This window comes from Hyunsoonleella rubra, assembly GCF_042684665.1.
In the GTDB taxonomy this organism is placed as follows: Bacteria; Bacteroidota; Bacteroidia; order Flavobacteriales; family Flavobacteriaceae; genus Jejuia; species Jejuia rubra.
Window position 1 is genome coordinate 171,359 of the sequence record NZ_JBHULY010000016.1, and the last position, 13,582, is coordinate 184,940.

At 37.8% G+C, this 13,582-nt stretch carries 16 protein-coding genes; 8 read left to right on the forward strand and 8 right to left on the reverse strand.

Annotation, left to right across the window (positions count from 1 at the left end; all coding sequences use genetic code 11):
• Window positions 1–87: 87 nt before the first annotated feature.
• The 3 genes from panB to ACFSR8_RS09050 are packed head-to-tail and all read left to right on the forward strand — an operon-like array spanning window position 88 to window position 3,075.
• Window positions 88–906, forward strand: coding sequence for a 3-methyl-2-oxobutanoate hydroxymethyltransferase (gene panB / locus ACFSR8_RS09040; RefSeq protein ID WP_380291218.1), 819 nt, complete (start codon window positions 88–90; stop codon window positions 904–906).
• A 58-nt stretch (window positions 907–964) separates the two neighbouring features.
• A complete protein-coding gene (locus tag ACFSR8_RS09045) occupies window positions 965–1,666 on the forward strand; it encodes an RluA family pseudouridine synthase (protein ID WP_380291220.1) in 702 nt (233 codons plus the stop codon).
• Window positions 1,667–1,695: 29 nt separating this feature from the next.
• On the forward strand, window positions 1,696–3,075 hold the full coding sequence (locus ACFSR8_RS09050; RefSeq protein WP_380291222.1) for an aldehyde dehydrogenase: 1,380 nt from the start codon (window positions 1,696–1,698) through the stop codon (window positions 3,073–3,075).
• Window position 3,076: 1 nt separating this feature from the next.
• On the opposite strand, the gene ACFSR8_RS09055 is transcribed toward ACFSR8_RS09050, so the two are convergent.
• From ACFSR8_RS09055 to ACFSR8_RS09075, 5 genes are all read right to left on the reverse strand, one after another.
• Entirely contained in the window at window positions 3,077–3,880 is an 804-nt protein-coding gene (locus tag ACFSR8_RS09055) for a sensor histidine kinase (protein WP_380291224.1), read from the reverse strand.
• Window positions 3,856–4,578: a hypothetical protein gene (locus ACFSR8_RS09060; RefSeq protein WP_380291226.1), complete on the reverse strand. Its 723-nt coding sequence runs from the start codon at window positions 4,576–4,578 to the stop codon at window positions 3,856–3,858. The genes ACFSR8_RS09055 and ACFSR8_RS09060 overlap by 25 nt, the downstream gene beginning before the upstream one ends.
• Window positions 4,579–4,591: 13 nt before the next feature.
• Window positions 4,592–5,101, reverse strand: coding sequence for a hypothetical protein (locus ACFSR8_RS09065; RefSeq protein WP_380291228.1), 510 nt, complete (start codon window positions 5,099–5,101; stop codon window positions 4,592–4,594).
• 80 nt (window positions 5,102–5,181) lie between these two features.
• Complete coding sequence (locus ACFSR8_RS09070; protein ID WP_380291230.1) at window positions 5,182–5,811, reverse strand: CPBP family intramembrane glutamic endopeptidase; 630 nt, start codon at window positions 5,809–5,811, stop codon at window positions 5,182–5,184.
• Window positions 5,808–6,266 carry an Lrp/AsnC family transcriptional regulator gene (locus ACFSR8_RS09075; protein ID WP_380291232.1) on the reverse strand — a complete coding sequence of 153 codons (459 nt, stop codon included), beginning with the start codon at window positions 6,264–6,266 and terminating at the stop codon, window positions 5,808–5,810. The genes ACFSR8_RS09070 and ACFSR8_RS09075 overlap by 4 nt, the downstream gene beginning before the upstream one ends.
• 157 nt (window positions 6,267–6,423) lie before the next feature.
• Here ACFSR8_RS09075 and ACFSR8_RS09080 point away from each other — a divergent pair, with 157 nt between their 5' ends.
• Window positions 6,424–7,650 carry an aminotransferase class I/II-fold pyridoxal phosphate-dependent enzyme gene (locus ACFSR8_RS09080; protein WP_380291234.1) on the forward strand — a complete coding sequence of 409 codons (1,227 nt, stop codon included), beginning with the start codon at window positions 6,424–6,426 and terminating at the stop codon, window positions 7,648–7,650.
• Here the strand turns inward: ACFSR8_RS09080 and ACFSR8_RS09085 are convergent.
• Together ACFSR8_RS09085 and ACFSR8_RS09090 are read right to left on the reverse strand one after the other, a co-directional pair.
• A complete protein-coding gene (locus ACFSR8_RS09085; protein WP_380291236.1) occupies window positions 7,647–8,669 on the reverse strand; it encodes a metal-dependent hydrolase in 1,023 nt (340 codons plus the stop codon). The genes ACFSR8_RS09080 and ACFSR8_RS09085 overlap by 4 nt on opposite strands.
• A 48-nt stretch (window positions 8,670–8,717) precedes the next feature.
• A complete protein-coding gene (locus ACFSR8_RS09090; RefSeq protein ID WP_380291238.1) occupies window positions 8,718–9,488 on the reverse strand; it encodes a hypothetical protein in 771 nt (256 codons plus the stop codon).
• Between the two features lie 471 nt (window positions 9,489–9,959).
• On the opposite strand from ACFSR8_RS09090, the gene nhaC reads away from it, so the two are divergent.
• The 4 genes from nhaC (at window position 9,960) to ACFSR8_RS09110 (ending at window position 12,954) form a co-directional block, all read left to right on the forward strand.
• Window positions 9,960–11,447, forward strand: a complete 1,488-nt coding sequence (nhaC, locus tag ACFSR8_RS09095) for a Na+/H+ antiporter NhaC (RefSeq protein WP_380291240.1) — start codon at window positions 9,960–9,962, stop codon at window positions 11,445–11,447.
• Window positions 11,448–11,662: 215 nt separating this feature from the next.
• Complete coding sequence (locus tag ACFSR8_RS09100; protein WP_380291243.1) at window positions 11,663–12,304, forward strand: peroxiredoxin; 642 nt, start codon at window positions 11,663–11,665, stop codon at window positions 12,302–12,304.
• Window positions 12,305–12,401: 97 nt separating this feature from the next.
• Window positions 12,402–12,716: a thioredoxin family protein gene (locus ACFSR8_RS09105; protein ID WP_380291245.1), complete on the forward strand. Its 315-nt coding sequence runs from the start codon at window positions 12,402–12,404 to the stop codon at window positions 12,714–12,716.
• Entirely contained in the window at window positions 12,697–12,954 is a 258-nt protein-coding gene (locus ACFSR8_RS09110) for a DUF6952 family protein (RefSeq protein WP_380291247.1), read from the forward strand. Before ACFSR8_RS09105 ends, ACFSR8_RS09110 begins: the two co-directional genes overlap by 20 nt.
• 127 nt (window positions 12,955–13,081) lie before the next feature.
• Here the strand turns inward: ACFSR8_RS09110 and ACFSR8_RS09115 are convergent, their stop codons facing one another.
• Entirely contained in the window at window positions 13,082–13,552 is a 471-nt protein-coding gene (locus ACFSR8_RS09115) for an ankyrin repeat domain-containing protein (protein ID WP_380291249.1), read from the reverse strand.
• Window positions 13,553–13,582 lie beyond the last annotated feature (30 nt).

Consider the following 13,582-nt stretch of genomic DNA (forward strand, 5'->3'; position numbering starts at 1 on the left):
ACCAAGCCGTGATTACAGGCTTAAAGAAAAGTTTAACAGTATCTGCTTTATTTAGTATTTTTACGTGCTAACTAAAACTGAAGCAACATGTCCACAGCCAAGAAAGAGTACAAACGCGTTACCGTAAAATCCTTAGTTGACATGAAGGCCGCGGGCGAAAAGATATCTATGTTAACGGCGTACGATTATACCATGGCAAAAATAGTGGACGGTGCCGGGGTTGACGTTATTTTGGTTGGAGATTCTGCAAGTAATGTGATGGCCGGGCATGAAACTACCTTACCGATTACTTTGGACCAAATGATTTATCATGCTTCTTCGGTGGTAAGAGCTATTTATCGTGCTTTGATTGTTGTTGACTTGCCCTTTGGGAGTTATCAAAGTGACCCAAAAGAGGCGTTGCGTTCTGCCATTAGGATTATGAAGGAAAGTGGTGCGCATTCAGTTAAATTAGAAGGTGGTAAAGAAATAAAGGAATCTATCAAACGTATTTTAAATGCTGGTATACCCGTAATGGGACATTTAGGTTTGACCCCACAATCCATTTATAAATTTGGCACTTATACTGTCCGTGCAAAAGAAGAACAAGAAGCCGAGCAACTTATTGAAGATGCCAAAATGCTAGAACGTTTGGGCTGTTTTGCAATTGTCCTCGAAAAGATTCCCGCAAAACTGGCTAAGCAGGTTGCAGAAAGCGTTAGCATTCCCATTATCGGAATCGGAGCGGGACCTGACGTGGACGGCCAAGTTCTGGTACTCCACGACATGATCGGGATGACCCACGAATTCAATCCTAGGTTTTTAAGGCGCTACTTAAGTTTATATGAGGATATGACCAATGCTATTTCGAAGTATGTGGATGATGTTAAATCCCAGGATTTCCCTAATGAAAGTGAGTCGTATTAGTAGCTTTTAGCTTTTAGCTTTTAGCTTTTAGCTTTTAGCAAAAAATATTTGAAAATTTGTGTCCTGTAAAATAGTTTCAAATAAAGATAATCTTCAAGTTTTATACGAAGACAACCATCTCATAATCGTAAACAAAAGGGCTGGTGACATTGTACAAGGAGATAAAACAGGTGATACACCTTTGAGTGATGTAGTGAAAGCGTACATAAAAGGCAAGTACAATAAACCTGGAAATGTGTTTCTGGGCACCGTTCACCGTTTGGACAGGCCTACAACAGGTCTTGTAATATTTGCTAAAACCAGTAAAGCACTGCCAAGACTCAATAAACTATTTCTTTCGAAAGACATTCAAAAAACTTATTGGGCGGTTGTAAAAAAAGAAACCCCAAAACATAAAGACACCCTTATTCATTGGCTAAAAAAGAACCCTAAAAACAATAAATCCACAGCTCACCTAAAGGAAATAAGAGACAGTAAAAAGGCCATTCTTCATTATAAAACCATCAAAAAACTAGACAATTATTATCTTCTTGAAATCCAATTGGAAACAGGGAGACACCATCAAATCCGTTCACAACTGTCCAAAATTGGTTGTCCTATTAAAGGTGATTTGAAATATGGTTTTGACAGAAGCAATAAAGATGCTAGTATTCATCTTCATGCCAGGCATATTGAATTTATCCATCCGGTGAGAAAAGAGCCGATTTCCGTTGAGGCACCATTGCCAAGTGATCCTCTTTGGAACGCCTGTTTGTCTTAAATTGAATATCTTTATAAAAACCATTTTAATTGGATACCATTCAAAATATTATTGACGGGCAACGTCAATACTTCAGGTCCCAAAAAACTAAGGACATTCAATACAGGTTGTCGCTTTTGAAAGCACTAAAAATAGAACTTTTAAATAGTGAAAAGCAGATTTACGAAGCACTTTACGCCGACTTTAAAAAATCTGAATTTGAAACCCACCTGAGCGAACTTGGACTAGTGATTTCTGAATTGGATTTGGCCATTAAAAACCTTAAAAAATGGGCAAGACCAAAGCGTGTCTCCTCTTCGTTGTTAACCTTTCCTTCAAGAGACTACATTTACAAAGACCCTTATGGCACAGTTTTAATCATCGCCCCCTGGAACTACCCTTTTTTGTTGGCCATAGAACCCTTTATAATGGCCATTGCAGCTGGAAACACCGTTGTATTAAAACCCAGCGAACTTACAACTAACACCTCCAAATTAATTTCTGAAATTATCGGCAAAGTGTTCCCTCCCGAAATAGCCTTATCTGTTGAAGGTGGTGTGGAAATGTCTACAGAATTGCTAGCACAAAAATGGGATTACATCTTCTTTACAGGAAGCCCTAGGGTGGGCAAAATCGTGGCAAAAGTAGCTGCCCAACATTTAACCCCCACCACATTAGAACTGGGAGGAAAAACGCCTTGTATCATTGATGGTACGGTCGACTTAAAATTAGTTGCTAGACGTATAGTATGGGGCAAACTTTTAAACGGCGGGCAGACTTGTATTGCACCGGATTTTGTTATTGTAAAATCGAATGCGAAAGACGATTTAATTGAAGTTCTAAAAAAAGAGATTATAAGGCGATACGGCAATAATCCTCAAAAATCTAAGGATTTCCCGCGAATTATCAATTCAAGAAACTTAAATCGACTGAAAGAGTTGATAGCACAAGAGACCGTGATATTTGGAGGAGAGATTGATGCAACGGACAGCTATATCGGCCCCACTCTAATCGACAATCCTGGCCTAAAAAGTCCAATTATGATTGAAGAAATTTTTGGGCCGGTACTACCAATTTTAACTTATGAAGCCAAAAAGGACATCGAAGAAATTATATGGAGTTTAGAGAAGCCTTTGGCATTCTATATATTTTCTAAAAACAAGAATTTTGTTGCTGAAACTATTGAGAAATTCAATTTTGGAGGTGGAGCAATTAATGACACCATGGTACATTTTGGCAACCCAAACTTGCCCTTTGGAGGTATTGGCAACAGTGGCATGGGCAAGTACCACGGGAAGCATGGTTTCGACACCTTTTCGCATGAAAAATCCATATTGAAACGGGGTACTTGGCTGGATATGCCTTTCCGTTACCCGCCATACTCCGGCAAATTGAATTTTCTTAAAAAGGTCTTTAAATATTTGGGCTAAATTAGGATTTTAATGAATAAATTAATTTTAACTCAACTCCTTCGTTAGGTTGGGATTTTAAATCCAAAGTAGCGCCAATCAACTCTGCGCGACTTTTCATGTTGATAAGCCCAGAGCCTTTTTCAACTTTATTCTCATCAAACCCTTTGCCGTCATCTTTGGCGGTAATCAGAATGTTGTCCCCTTGATATTTTATGCTGATATTTATGTTTTCTGCCTCTGAGTATTTTACGGAATTGGACAAAAACTCCTGTAAAATTCTAAAAATCACAATTTCATGTTTGCGGTCTTTAAAATCTACTCTTTCGCCTTGAATATTAAGTTCTGCCGATTTGAATTTCATCCGTTTTAATCGGTCCAATTCGTTGGTGATCGATTTTTCAAAACCGATATTTAAAATCACATCGTTATTCAACGTTCGGGACAATGCCCTCACCTCTTTTAGCCCATTACTGAGTGCTTCGGTGGTATCCTTGAATTTTCCCTTAACCTCATCAGAAACCTGCATTTTTAAAATACTTAATTGCATATTTGCAAAGGACAACAGTTGCCCCACATTATCATGCAGTTCCCAACCAATATTCTTAAGGGTTTGCTCCTGGGCTTCAGTCTGCGCCTGAATGATTTCTTCTTCAAAAGCCTGTTGCTGTTTCACTTTATCTAGAAGCAACTTGTTTTTCCGTCTTTGGAATACCACAAAAAACACGATAACTAATGCCGTTATCACTATCAGTACCAAAATCATGTACACCAGCAAATAACGCTCTGCGGGCGTACTTGTTAATTTTTCTCCGGTCTGCACCATATCAAGGCAAAGGTAAAAGTTAAATACAAAAACAAATTGGCAAATAAGTAAATATATCTTCTTAGTACAAGATATTCATTATCCCTAAATGGACTGTTTACTTCATAAGCACCATAAATATCAAAGAAAACCAGTGGCGTCAAAATTAGCCACCAAATGAATATGGATGATGTGATGTAGAAGTTAACGGATTTATAAAAGCTCAAAATCTTATCTGTATTTAAAATCTCAATAAAATAAAAACAGGTACAGAGCAAAACGATTATTGCTCCTAAAACACTGATAATAGCAAAATAACCAGTAAAGAATGATTCCCATTTGAGGATTATCTGAAATAAAGAGAGCGTTAGAAAACCATAAGCACTGAACTTCAAAACAGTTTTGAACCTTTTACTTTTTATGACTTTACGATAGTAGTAGGCAAAAAATAAAACTGCCCCAATTTTCCAAAATAAAGTATACCACCAGTAATTTTTCTCGAATACTGTTCCCCTTAAAAAACTTAAACCCCTATTTTGATCTATCAATATTGAATATGCTCCTATAAAATCACATACTGCCACATAAACCAGGAAAATAATAAAATACCTGGTTGCAGAATGCTTATACCTATTATAGCACAATAAGCCCATTCCAGCAGCCAGGGATTCTACAATATGCGTTAAGAGACTATAATTATCAAGAAAAATCTCTTTCAAAAATATTAAGACTTTAGGGGTTATAAGGAGGAGGAGAACCACCGCCTTCGTTAAGTGGAGGTATTGGCAAGTCGTTATTGTTTTGTAAACTAAGATTGATGAAACTCGCCTCCAAAGTCGACTTTTCACCAGTAGGAACTATAAACATAGTAGTTAAATCTTTTTTACTTTCCCCTGCGCTGCTTCCATAAACTCCAAGGTAAACACGCAGACCAGTTAAAGTATTTCCGCTTTTACTGGCCTCACTTTTTGCATAACCTATATATTTCTCAACATCGTCAATCGGCCACCAAGTTGAACGGTTGTCTTCTTTCCCGACGCTTCTTTCTGTAATAGAATCCAGAACACTCTTCCTTGATTTCGTCCAGTTATCATTTAACACTTTAGCCTCGGCGACCGAAATCACACCTTTTGGTTTAACTATCTCCATCTCCGTTATCATTTCGGCTTCACGAGGACAAAAATAGTACGTCAAAACAGCACCGATAATAAATCCAACAATAAGTAATCCTAATTTTTTCATCTTTAATTAAGTTATTGGTTAATAATAGCTTCCCTAAAAATAGCAAAAAGATTTAACTATGTACGATTTCCTGTAAGTTATCAGGTAGGAAAGCCTAATATTTCCCCCATTCCCACAGTGAATAACCAGCATCCGTAAATGGCATGTTCAATGGAAACCATAATTGTGGATTTGGTTTCTACATAAGTCCAAGCAAACAATAAACCGCCCAAAAAGGTAATTAACAGTACAAAGTTATTGCCATAAAAAAGGTGGGCCAATGAAAAAAGTACTGCATTAACCAATATGAGTAACCGTTTGTCCCTAAAGAATCGAGCATAGCGCTTGAAGAAAAATGTACGGAAAATGATTTCCTGCGGATATACCGATAGCAGTGAATACACAAAAAGAATAAAGACCCATAGTTTTGGTTTATTGAGTACCACATTGAATAATGATTCTTTGTCAGTTACATTGACAAAAATAGTAGTCAAGGCAACAATTACTGAAAACTTGAGTAAGGTATCCCGCCAAAACAATATCCATTTAAGGTTTTTTGCTAGTCTGAATTTTTCTTTTTCCACCACCAAAAGCACATAAACCACATACAGAAAGCCGACAAGGCCTGTTACTGTTTTGACGATAGGTGAAGTACCTACCACAAAGCTTATGGGCAATACCACAAAGAGAACGAAAAACTCTAAACACTTATAATAAAATGTTTTGATCATAACAGAATCACATGATTTTGCTTTACTTCACTAATGACAAACATACTATGTGTGCTACCGATATGGTTAATGGTGGTCAATTTTTTCACCATAAATTGCCGAAAGGCATTCATGTTTTCAACAATTACTTTAAGGAGATAGTCATAATCCCCACTGATATGGTAACATTCCAAAACCTCATCAAGGCGATTAACTTCTCTTTCAAAGCTCACCACATATTCTTGGCTATGTTGCAATAGCTTTACATGACAGAAAACTACAAAATTTCTTCCAATTTTCTGCTTATTGATCAAAGTTGTGTATCCATCAATAAAACCTTCTTTTTCTAGTTTCTTAATCCGCTCATAAACCGCAGTCAAAGAAAGTCCTAGCTTGTTGGAGAGCTCTTTGTTGGTTTGTTTACTATCCATTTGAAGATGCTCCAATAATCTTTTGTCGGTCTGGTCGAAAGTCATATTTGAAAAATTTTCATTTAAATCAGCATCAATTTATAAATTTTAGATAATTATTCCAATTATAGCATTAAAAATAGTTTTATTTTCTTAAAATAAACATAATCATTGATTTTATTTCTACATATGGTTAATTTAGTGAAATTAAATCCCTATGACTATGAGTTTTAAACCAGCAAATAATATCCAAGACTTGCAATATTTCGGTGAATTTGGAGGGGTAAACCCATCCATCTCCGATTCCTCCACCTATACCTTTTTATCGGCAAAGACGATGTTTGATACCTTTGAAGGCAATGCTGATGGGTGCTACCTTTACTCTCGACACTCCTCCCCTTCCAACCTATATTTAGGAGAGGCTTTGGCTGCCATGGAGCATACCGAAACGGCTAACGTTACGGCTTCAGGTATGGGCGCTATAACTTCAACGATTTTGCAGTTGTGCAATGCGGGCGAACATATTGTATCCAGCCGGACCATTTATGGGGGCACCTATGCGTTTTTTAAGAACTTCACCCCTAAATTTAAAATTGACACCACTTTTGTTGATATTACAAATTTGGATGCCGTTGAGGCTTCAATCACTAAAAATACTAAAGTAATTTACTGTGAATCGGTTAGCAATCCCCTTTTGGAGGTTGCGGATATAAAAGGTCTGGCCGATATAGCTAAAAAACATGGTTTGAAGTTGGTAGTGGATAATACTTTTTCCCCGCTTTCAATATCCCCAGCAATTCTTGGAGCAGATGTTGTGATTCATAGCTTGACCAAATTTATCAATGGTTCGAGCGATACTGTGGGTGGTGTGGTTTGTGGCACTCAAGATTTCATTAATCATTTGAGAAATGTAAATGACGGTGCCAGCATGTTACTCGGCTCCACAATGGACAGCCTTAGGGCATCTTCAATATTGAAAAACCTTAGAACACTTCATATACGGATGCAACAGCACGGCAAAAATGGATTGTATTTGGCGCAAAAATTTGAAAACGACGGTTTAAAAACAGTCTATCCGGGTTTGTCATCCCACCCTTCTCACAATTTATTTAAATCGATGATGAATGCCGAATACGGTTTTGGCGGTATGTTGACCATTGATGTAGGGTCGCTGGATAAAGCCAACGAGTTGATGGAACTGATGCAACACCGAAACTTAGGCTATTTGGCAGTTAGTTTAGGCTTTTACAAAACCCTATTTTCTGCCCCAGGAACTTCAACCTCTTCTGAAATCCCTGAGGAAGAACAAAAGGAAATGGGCCTAAGCGATGGATTGATTCGTTTTTCAATAGGCTTAGACGCCGATATTGAACGCACTTTCCAAATGATGCGGGACTGTATGAAAGAATTAGATATCCTGCCCACAACACAAAAACTAAAGGTGAGTTAAATACCTTTAGTACGTTCCCAAATGGATTTCAAAACTTCCCCCATCCCATCAAATTTTGGTGCAAATGGGCGCATGTTGAGACGATTTCCGTTTTCGTATAGCACAAAACTGAACACTGAGGTATTGGGGTCCTCTTCATCTAGAAGGGGATAGCGCAAATCATTGTAGCGGTATTCGTTTTCATTCAATTTATAAATACTATAATACCAATTACTAAACCATGCCAGCCCTTTGATATCATCATAATCCGCAGGATTCAAATCTCTTTGTTTGGGTACCTTTCTAAAATTCAAAAAACGGTTTTTACTATCAAACAACGAATAATCCGCAACGTAGTAGTCGGTTTCGGTCTCGGCAATAGCGTACCACAATAAATTGGTGAAAATTGCTGGTTGATTAGTGAAACGCACAGCTTCGATTTCGGCATCCTTCAACGATTTTCTAAAAACCGAATCCACATATAATTTATTTCCTAAAGTAAAAATCAGGTATGCCGAACTGATGCCGACTCCCCATTTTAACCACAAACGCCGTTTAACTGATGTCCTTTTGAAAAACATCAAAACAATCATACAGATTAAAAACGGTAAGGTATAAGCAGGATCGGCCACGGCAATATTATTCAATGCCACACGGTAATTACTAAAGGGTGCAAACAATTGTGTCCCATAGGGCGTAAATGCATCTAAAATGGGGTGGGTAAACAAGGACCAGAAAAACAAACTAATCCAGTCGTTTCTTGTGGTCATATCCAATCGTTTCCCCCAATTGTATAGTTTATGCAACAACCAGCCTAAAACAATGGCCGCCAAAACGGAAAACACAATAGAGTGCATAAACCCACGATGGAACAGCATGGCATCAATTTCATTGCCGTAAATCCAACTCCCAACGTAAACGTCTAAATCTGGGATGGTACCACCTATAGCTCCAAACAGCAATGCCTTATTACCAATCTTTTTACCGAGAACGGCTTCTCCGCAAGCGGCACCTAAAACTATTTGAGTGAGTGAATCCATTTAAGTTGGCAAAGTTAACCAACTATTTTGTATTGCGGTATTATAAATTTATGGGATGCGCCTAAGCCAAACGGCAACGCGCGCGCTGTTGATATTCCCCGACTCCGTAATGGAACGAAAACCCAAAGTAGTACCTGAAGGAATAGCCACAGGAGTTGCTAAAATCTCAGTATAAGACATGTTATCATTTGCGCCTGATGCAGTGAACCTAAAAAATTCGGTATAGGCGCCATTTCCTGAAATATCCACTACAGCAACGATTAAAGTATTTGAAGCATTTGAAGTATTGTCTGCATGAAAACTCACGGCATAGGCTTCCCAGCTTTCTGGCAAAGGAATCCCTATAAAACCAGCATCTCCATTTCCATAAGACCATTGCATGTTGTTATTGCTTATGTTACCCGCTTCTTCTGCCCAGATCACTACTTTCTCGTAAGCAATTTTATTTTTGCCTATCTGCTCCCAGTTTGTACCATCGCTTTGCACCCAAATTGTCGTTTGGCTCTGCAAAGTAGTGGTAGCGGTACCATTTAAATCATTGTAACTTGAAATGGCGGGTGAATTGGTTGTTGGATTTTTTATTACATATATTCTGCCGTCACAGGTATTCGCAACAGGCAAGGTAATGTTATGATTTCCTCCCAAAACAACTGTGTGATGTGTGTCATCCAAGGTAAGAGCCCCAGAAGTAGTTGAGACATCTGCAGAAAAAGAGCCATTTACGTCCAAGGTTGATACCGGAGCTGTTGTACCAATACCAACTTGGGCAAATACATTAAGCGACAATAATAAAAGGAATTGTGAGAGAATCCTTTTCATTTTTTTGTTATAGCAATATTTACAAATTCCTAACAATATTAACGAAAAATTACTGAAATAGTATTGAAAATCAGTAGTTTTTACAGTTTTATGTTTAAAATATCCTAAAAAGAAAGGATACATTATTATATATTTTTATCTGAGTGTTCTTTCTTTATGCAGGAAACCTTAATTCATTAGCATTATTAAATTTTTACTAACAAAGCCTGAAATTGCTAAAGCGAAAAACACAGCTATAAATTTGGGGTTTTATTCCCAATAATTGAGTCCTTTGCCTCTAAAACAACAATAATAATAAGGACCACATACAGAAAAAAGCATGCGACCATTGCTATTAATATGGAAATTGCACAAAACAGAATTTTCGAGATTTTTAGGTTTCTTGTTACTTAAGACCCCATTCTAGGCAAATGTCACATCATTTTGAAAGCAGTCAATAAAGTCGTAACATTACGTACCTAATAATTGACTATGAAAGACGACAAGAATATCTCTAAATTTAAAGCCAACGACCAAAATATTATTGAAAATACCGAATTAAACATTTGGGAAGCACTAATCCCATTATTTGCCCTGGTGGGAATGTTAGCCTACAATGTTTATGTTTATGGAGATGATGCTTTGAGTGGCTCTAATCAATTTATTCTGTTACTTGGCGCGGCTGTTGCTGCGATTGTAGGCTTTTATAACAAGGTTTCTTACAGCATAATGCTGGACGAAGTTTCTGAAAGTATTAAATCTGCAACCGGAGCGATTCTTATTCTTTTAATGGTGGGAGCATTGGCCGGAACTTGGTTAATAAGCGGTATTATCCCATCCATGATGTATTATGGGTTACAGATTTTAAACCCCAATATATTCTTGGCAGCATGTGTTATTATTTGTTCAATTACCTCTATAGCCACAGGTAGCTCTTGGACTACCGCAGCTACAGTCGGGATTGCATTGATTGGAATCGGGGAAGCTCTGGGCATATCACTTGGTATGACAGCCGGTGCTGTACTTTCGGGTGCCTATTTTGGAGATAAAATGTCACCGCTTAGTGACACCACTAACTTGACTCCAATAATGGCCGGCGGCGAACTGTTCTCGCATATCAAGTACATGACTTTAACAACCGTACCTACAGTAATCGTTACCCTTATTATTTTCATTATTATTGGTTTTACGGTAGATACTAGCGGGGTTCCTGACACCTCCTCCATTCTAACAACCATTGATACCACATTCAATATTAGCGGGTGGTTGTTTCTTGTTCCCCTTGTTCTTGTTGTTTTAATTGTAAAAAAAACACCTCCTCTTGTTGCACTTCTTATTGGAACTCTGCTTGGAGGCTTAGTAGCCATTATTGCCCAGCCTGAAATTGTTAAGGACATAACCGGAGCAGACTCATTAAATTTTCAATCTGCATATAAGGGCATAATGAATGCGATGACAGTTGATATTGCCATAGACACATCAAACGAAAGCTTAAGCGACCTTTTTACATCCGGTGGCATGCACGGTATGCTGGGGACTGTTTGGTTAATAATCTGCGCAGTAGTTTTTGGAGGTGTGATGGACGCCATTGGCGCACTTTCAAAAATCAGCAAAGAATTACTAAACCTGGCCACATCGACTTTTGGCCTATTTGCAAGCACTGTGGTGAGCTGTTTGGCAATAAATGTAACAGCGTCCGATCAATATCTCGCTTTGGTTGTTCCTGGTAAAATGTTTAAAAAAGCCTTCGAGGATAGAGGACTTGCTCCTGAAAATTTGAGTAGAACCCTTGAGGATTCCGGAACAGTAACCTCACCATTGATACCCTGGAACACCTGCGGAGCCTACCACAGTAGCGTTCTTGGCGTTAGTGTTTTTGACTATTTCTTCTATGCCATTTTTAATTGGCTGAGTCCTTTCATGACCCTTCTTTTTGCCGCCTTCAGGATAAAGATAAAAGAACTTTCAAATTCCAAATAAGCATATTTCAGGCCATATCCAAAACTGTTGAAAAGTCCATAATTTCAATGCTGTTTTTTTATGTAATTCTTAAAAAAACAACCTCTTTTTTCATCTGATATGCATTCGCTATTATCATATAAGATTTAATAATTGTATTCTATTTTCAAGGGTATTTTGAAATACTAGATTTGCTTCAAATTGAAATTATTAATCTTATTAAAACATAGAATATTATGGCATTTGTAGGGAAAAAATTTCCAAGTTTAAATGTTGACGCGATGAACGAAATGGGCGACACTTTTAAGTTAAACGTTTTGGAAGAAGCAGTCAAGAACAAGAAAAAAGTGGTATTGTTTTGGTACCCAAAGGATTTCACCTTTGTATGTCCTACAGAACTTCATGCATTTCAAGCCGCTCTTGGGGAATTTGAAAAACGAAACACCATTATTATTGGAGCATCCTGTGACACCCCTGAAGTACATTTTGCATGGTTAAACACAGAAAAGGATAACGGAGGTATTGAAGGTGTAACCTATCCCCTTTTAGCTGATTCCAATAGAAACTTAGCTTCCACTCTTGGCATTTTAGATATCACCAGCGAAACTTATAATGAAGACACTGGAGTGATTCTTGTGGATGGTGATAATGTGACTTATAGAGCAACCTACATTATAGATGAAGATGGAATTGTACAACACGAGAGCATCAACAACATGCCTTTGGGCAGAAACGTACAAGAGTATCTGCGTTTAGTGGATGCGTTAACGCACGTTCAAGAGAAAGGTGAGGTTTGTCCAGCAAATTGGGAAGAAGGCAAAGACGCAATGAATGCTAACAGAACAGGCGTTGCTGAGTATTTGGCAGCACACGTTTAATACAAATTCCAAAAATCTAAGTTCCAAATCCCAAAATTACTCATTTGGAATTTGGGACTTAGCACCGATAACTATCGGTATTGAAAATTAAAAAGTTATGGTAAAAGAACTAGAGCAAGATAATTTACAAGAAGTAGTTACTGACAATGAAACCGTTGTGGTGCAGTATTCTGCCAGTTGGTGCGGTAACTGCCGTATCATGAAACCAAAGGTAAAAAAGTTAGCTTCTGAATTAGAAGACGTTACTTTTGTAATCGCCGACGCGGAGAAGTTCCCAGAATCAAGAAAATTAGCCACAGTGGATAACCTGCCAACATTTGCCACATTTAAAAAAGGGGCATTTGTAAATCAGGTACAAACCAACAAGTTTGATGTTTTAAAAGACTTAGTAAATGAAGTTACCAGTAATTAAGCATTTAACCAATTTTATCGAGGATAACGACGAAGATTTCATAGTGGAAACGATAGAAACTTTGGAAGCCCTAACCGAAGTGCCTTCTTTAAAAGACGAGGAATTGGATGTTATTGGAGAATTAATTTCCAATATGTACGGCGCTATTGAAGTGTACAAAATCACGAAAGAAGGTACGCCGAAAAAAGAAGCTTTAAATAGCTTTATGGGACGTGTTATGGGGTCTATTGACACATAACTGAAGTAGAAGAAGATATATAAAAACCACCTTTGATTAAGGTGGTTTTTTTGTTTGCAAGAGCGTGACCCTATAAAAATTTTTGTAGCCTCGCTTAAGGATATTTAAACAAAACACATACCTAAAATCACTCGAAAAGCACAACGATCTCGTTAGCCCCCTTTTCCTTGGCATAATCCAAGGCTGTTTTCTCTTCCTTGTCTTTTAGAGTTTTATCGGCATTATGCTTTAGTAATAATTTCACCATTTTTGTTTGCCCATAAAGGGTAGCAAAAATTAAAGGCGTATAGCCTAAATTGTTCTGAGCGTTGATGTTGGCCCCTTTCTTTAAAAGTTGTTCAGCAAAATCAACATTCCCTTTAAAGGCCACGCCTATCAAAGCCGTATTGCCAGAGGCATCAGTGGCATCCACTTCGGCATTATGTTTTAGCAGTAACTTAACCACATCCTTCTGGTCAAAATATGTGGCAAATATTAAAGGCGTAAACCCCCTGGAATCCTTTATGTTTGCCAAACTTGGGTTCTGTTTGAGTTTGGCATCTACAGTTTCCGCATTCCCAGACTTTATTATATTAAAAAACAGATCGTTTTCATTCATACATCTTACATAAAAATATTGGGACAGGCA

What these genes read in the sequence shown, in the direction of transcription:
- panB (WP_380291218.1), top strand. Translation starts at nt 88, where the DNA reads ATGTCCACAGCCAAGAAAGAGTACAAACGCGTTACCGTAAAATCCTTA.
- ACFSR8_RS09055 (WP_380291224.1), bottom strand. Translation starts at nt 3,880, where the DNA reads ATGGTGCAGACCGGAGAAAAATTAACAAGTACGCCCGCAGAGCGTTAT.
- ACFSR8_RS09065 (WP_380291228.1), bottom strand. Translation starts at nt 5,101, where the DNA reads ATGAAAAAATTAGGATTACTTATTGTTGGATTTATTATCGGTGCTGTT.
- ACFSR8_RS09070 (WP_380291230.1), bottom strand. Translation starts at nt 5,811, where the DNA reads ATGATCAAAACATTTTATTATAAGTGTTTAGAGTTTTTCGTTCTCTTT.
- ACFSR8_RS09075 (WP_380291232.1), bottom strand. Translation starts at nt 6,266, where the DNA reads ATGACTTTCGACCAGACCGACAAAAGATTATTGGAGCATCTTCAAATG.
- ACFSR8_RS09080 (WP_380291234.1), top strand. Translation starts at nt 6,424, where the DNA reads ATGAGTTTTAAACCAGCAAATAATATCCAAGACTTGCAATATTTCGGT.
- ACFSR8_RS09085 (WP_380291236.1), bottom strand. Translation starts at nt 8,669, where the DNA reads ATGGATTCACTCACTCAAATAGTTTTAGGTGCCGCTTGCGGAGAAGCC.
- ACFSR8_RS09090 (WP_380291238.1), bottom strand. Translation starts at nt 9,488, where the DNA reads ATGAAAAGGATTCTCTCACAATTCCTTTTATTATTGTCGCTTAATGTA.
- nhaC (WP_380291240.1), top strand. Translation starts at nt 9,960, where the DNA reads ATGAAAGACGACAAGAATATCTCTAAATTTAAAGCCAACGACCAAAAT.
- ACFSR8_RS09100 (WP_380291243.1), top strand. Translation starts at nt 11,663, where the DNA reads ATGGCATTTGTAGGGAAAAAATTTCCAAGTTTAAATGTTGACGCGATG.
- ACFSR8_RS09105 (WP_380291245.1), top strand. Translation starts at nt 12,402, where the DNA reads ATGGTAAAAGAACTAGAGCAAGATAATTTACAAGAAGTAGTTACTGAC.
- ACFSR8_RS09110 (WP_380291247.1), top strand. Translation starts at nt 12,697, where the DNA reads ATGAAGTTACCAGTAATTAAGCATTTAACCAATTTTATCGAGGATAAC.
- ACFSR8_RS09115 (WP_380291249.1), bottom strand. Translation starts at nt 13,552, where the DNA reads ATGAATGAAAACGATCTGTTTTTTAATATAATAAAGTCTGGGAATGCG.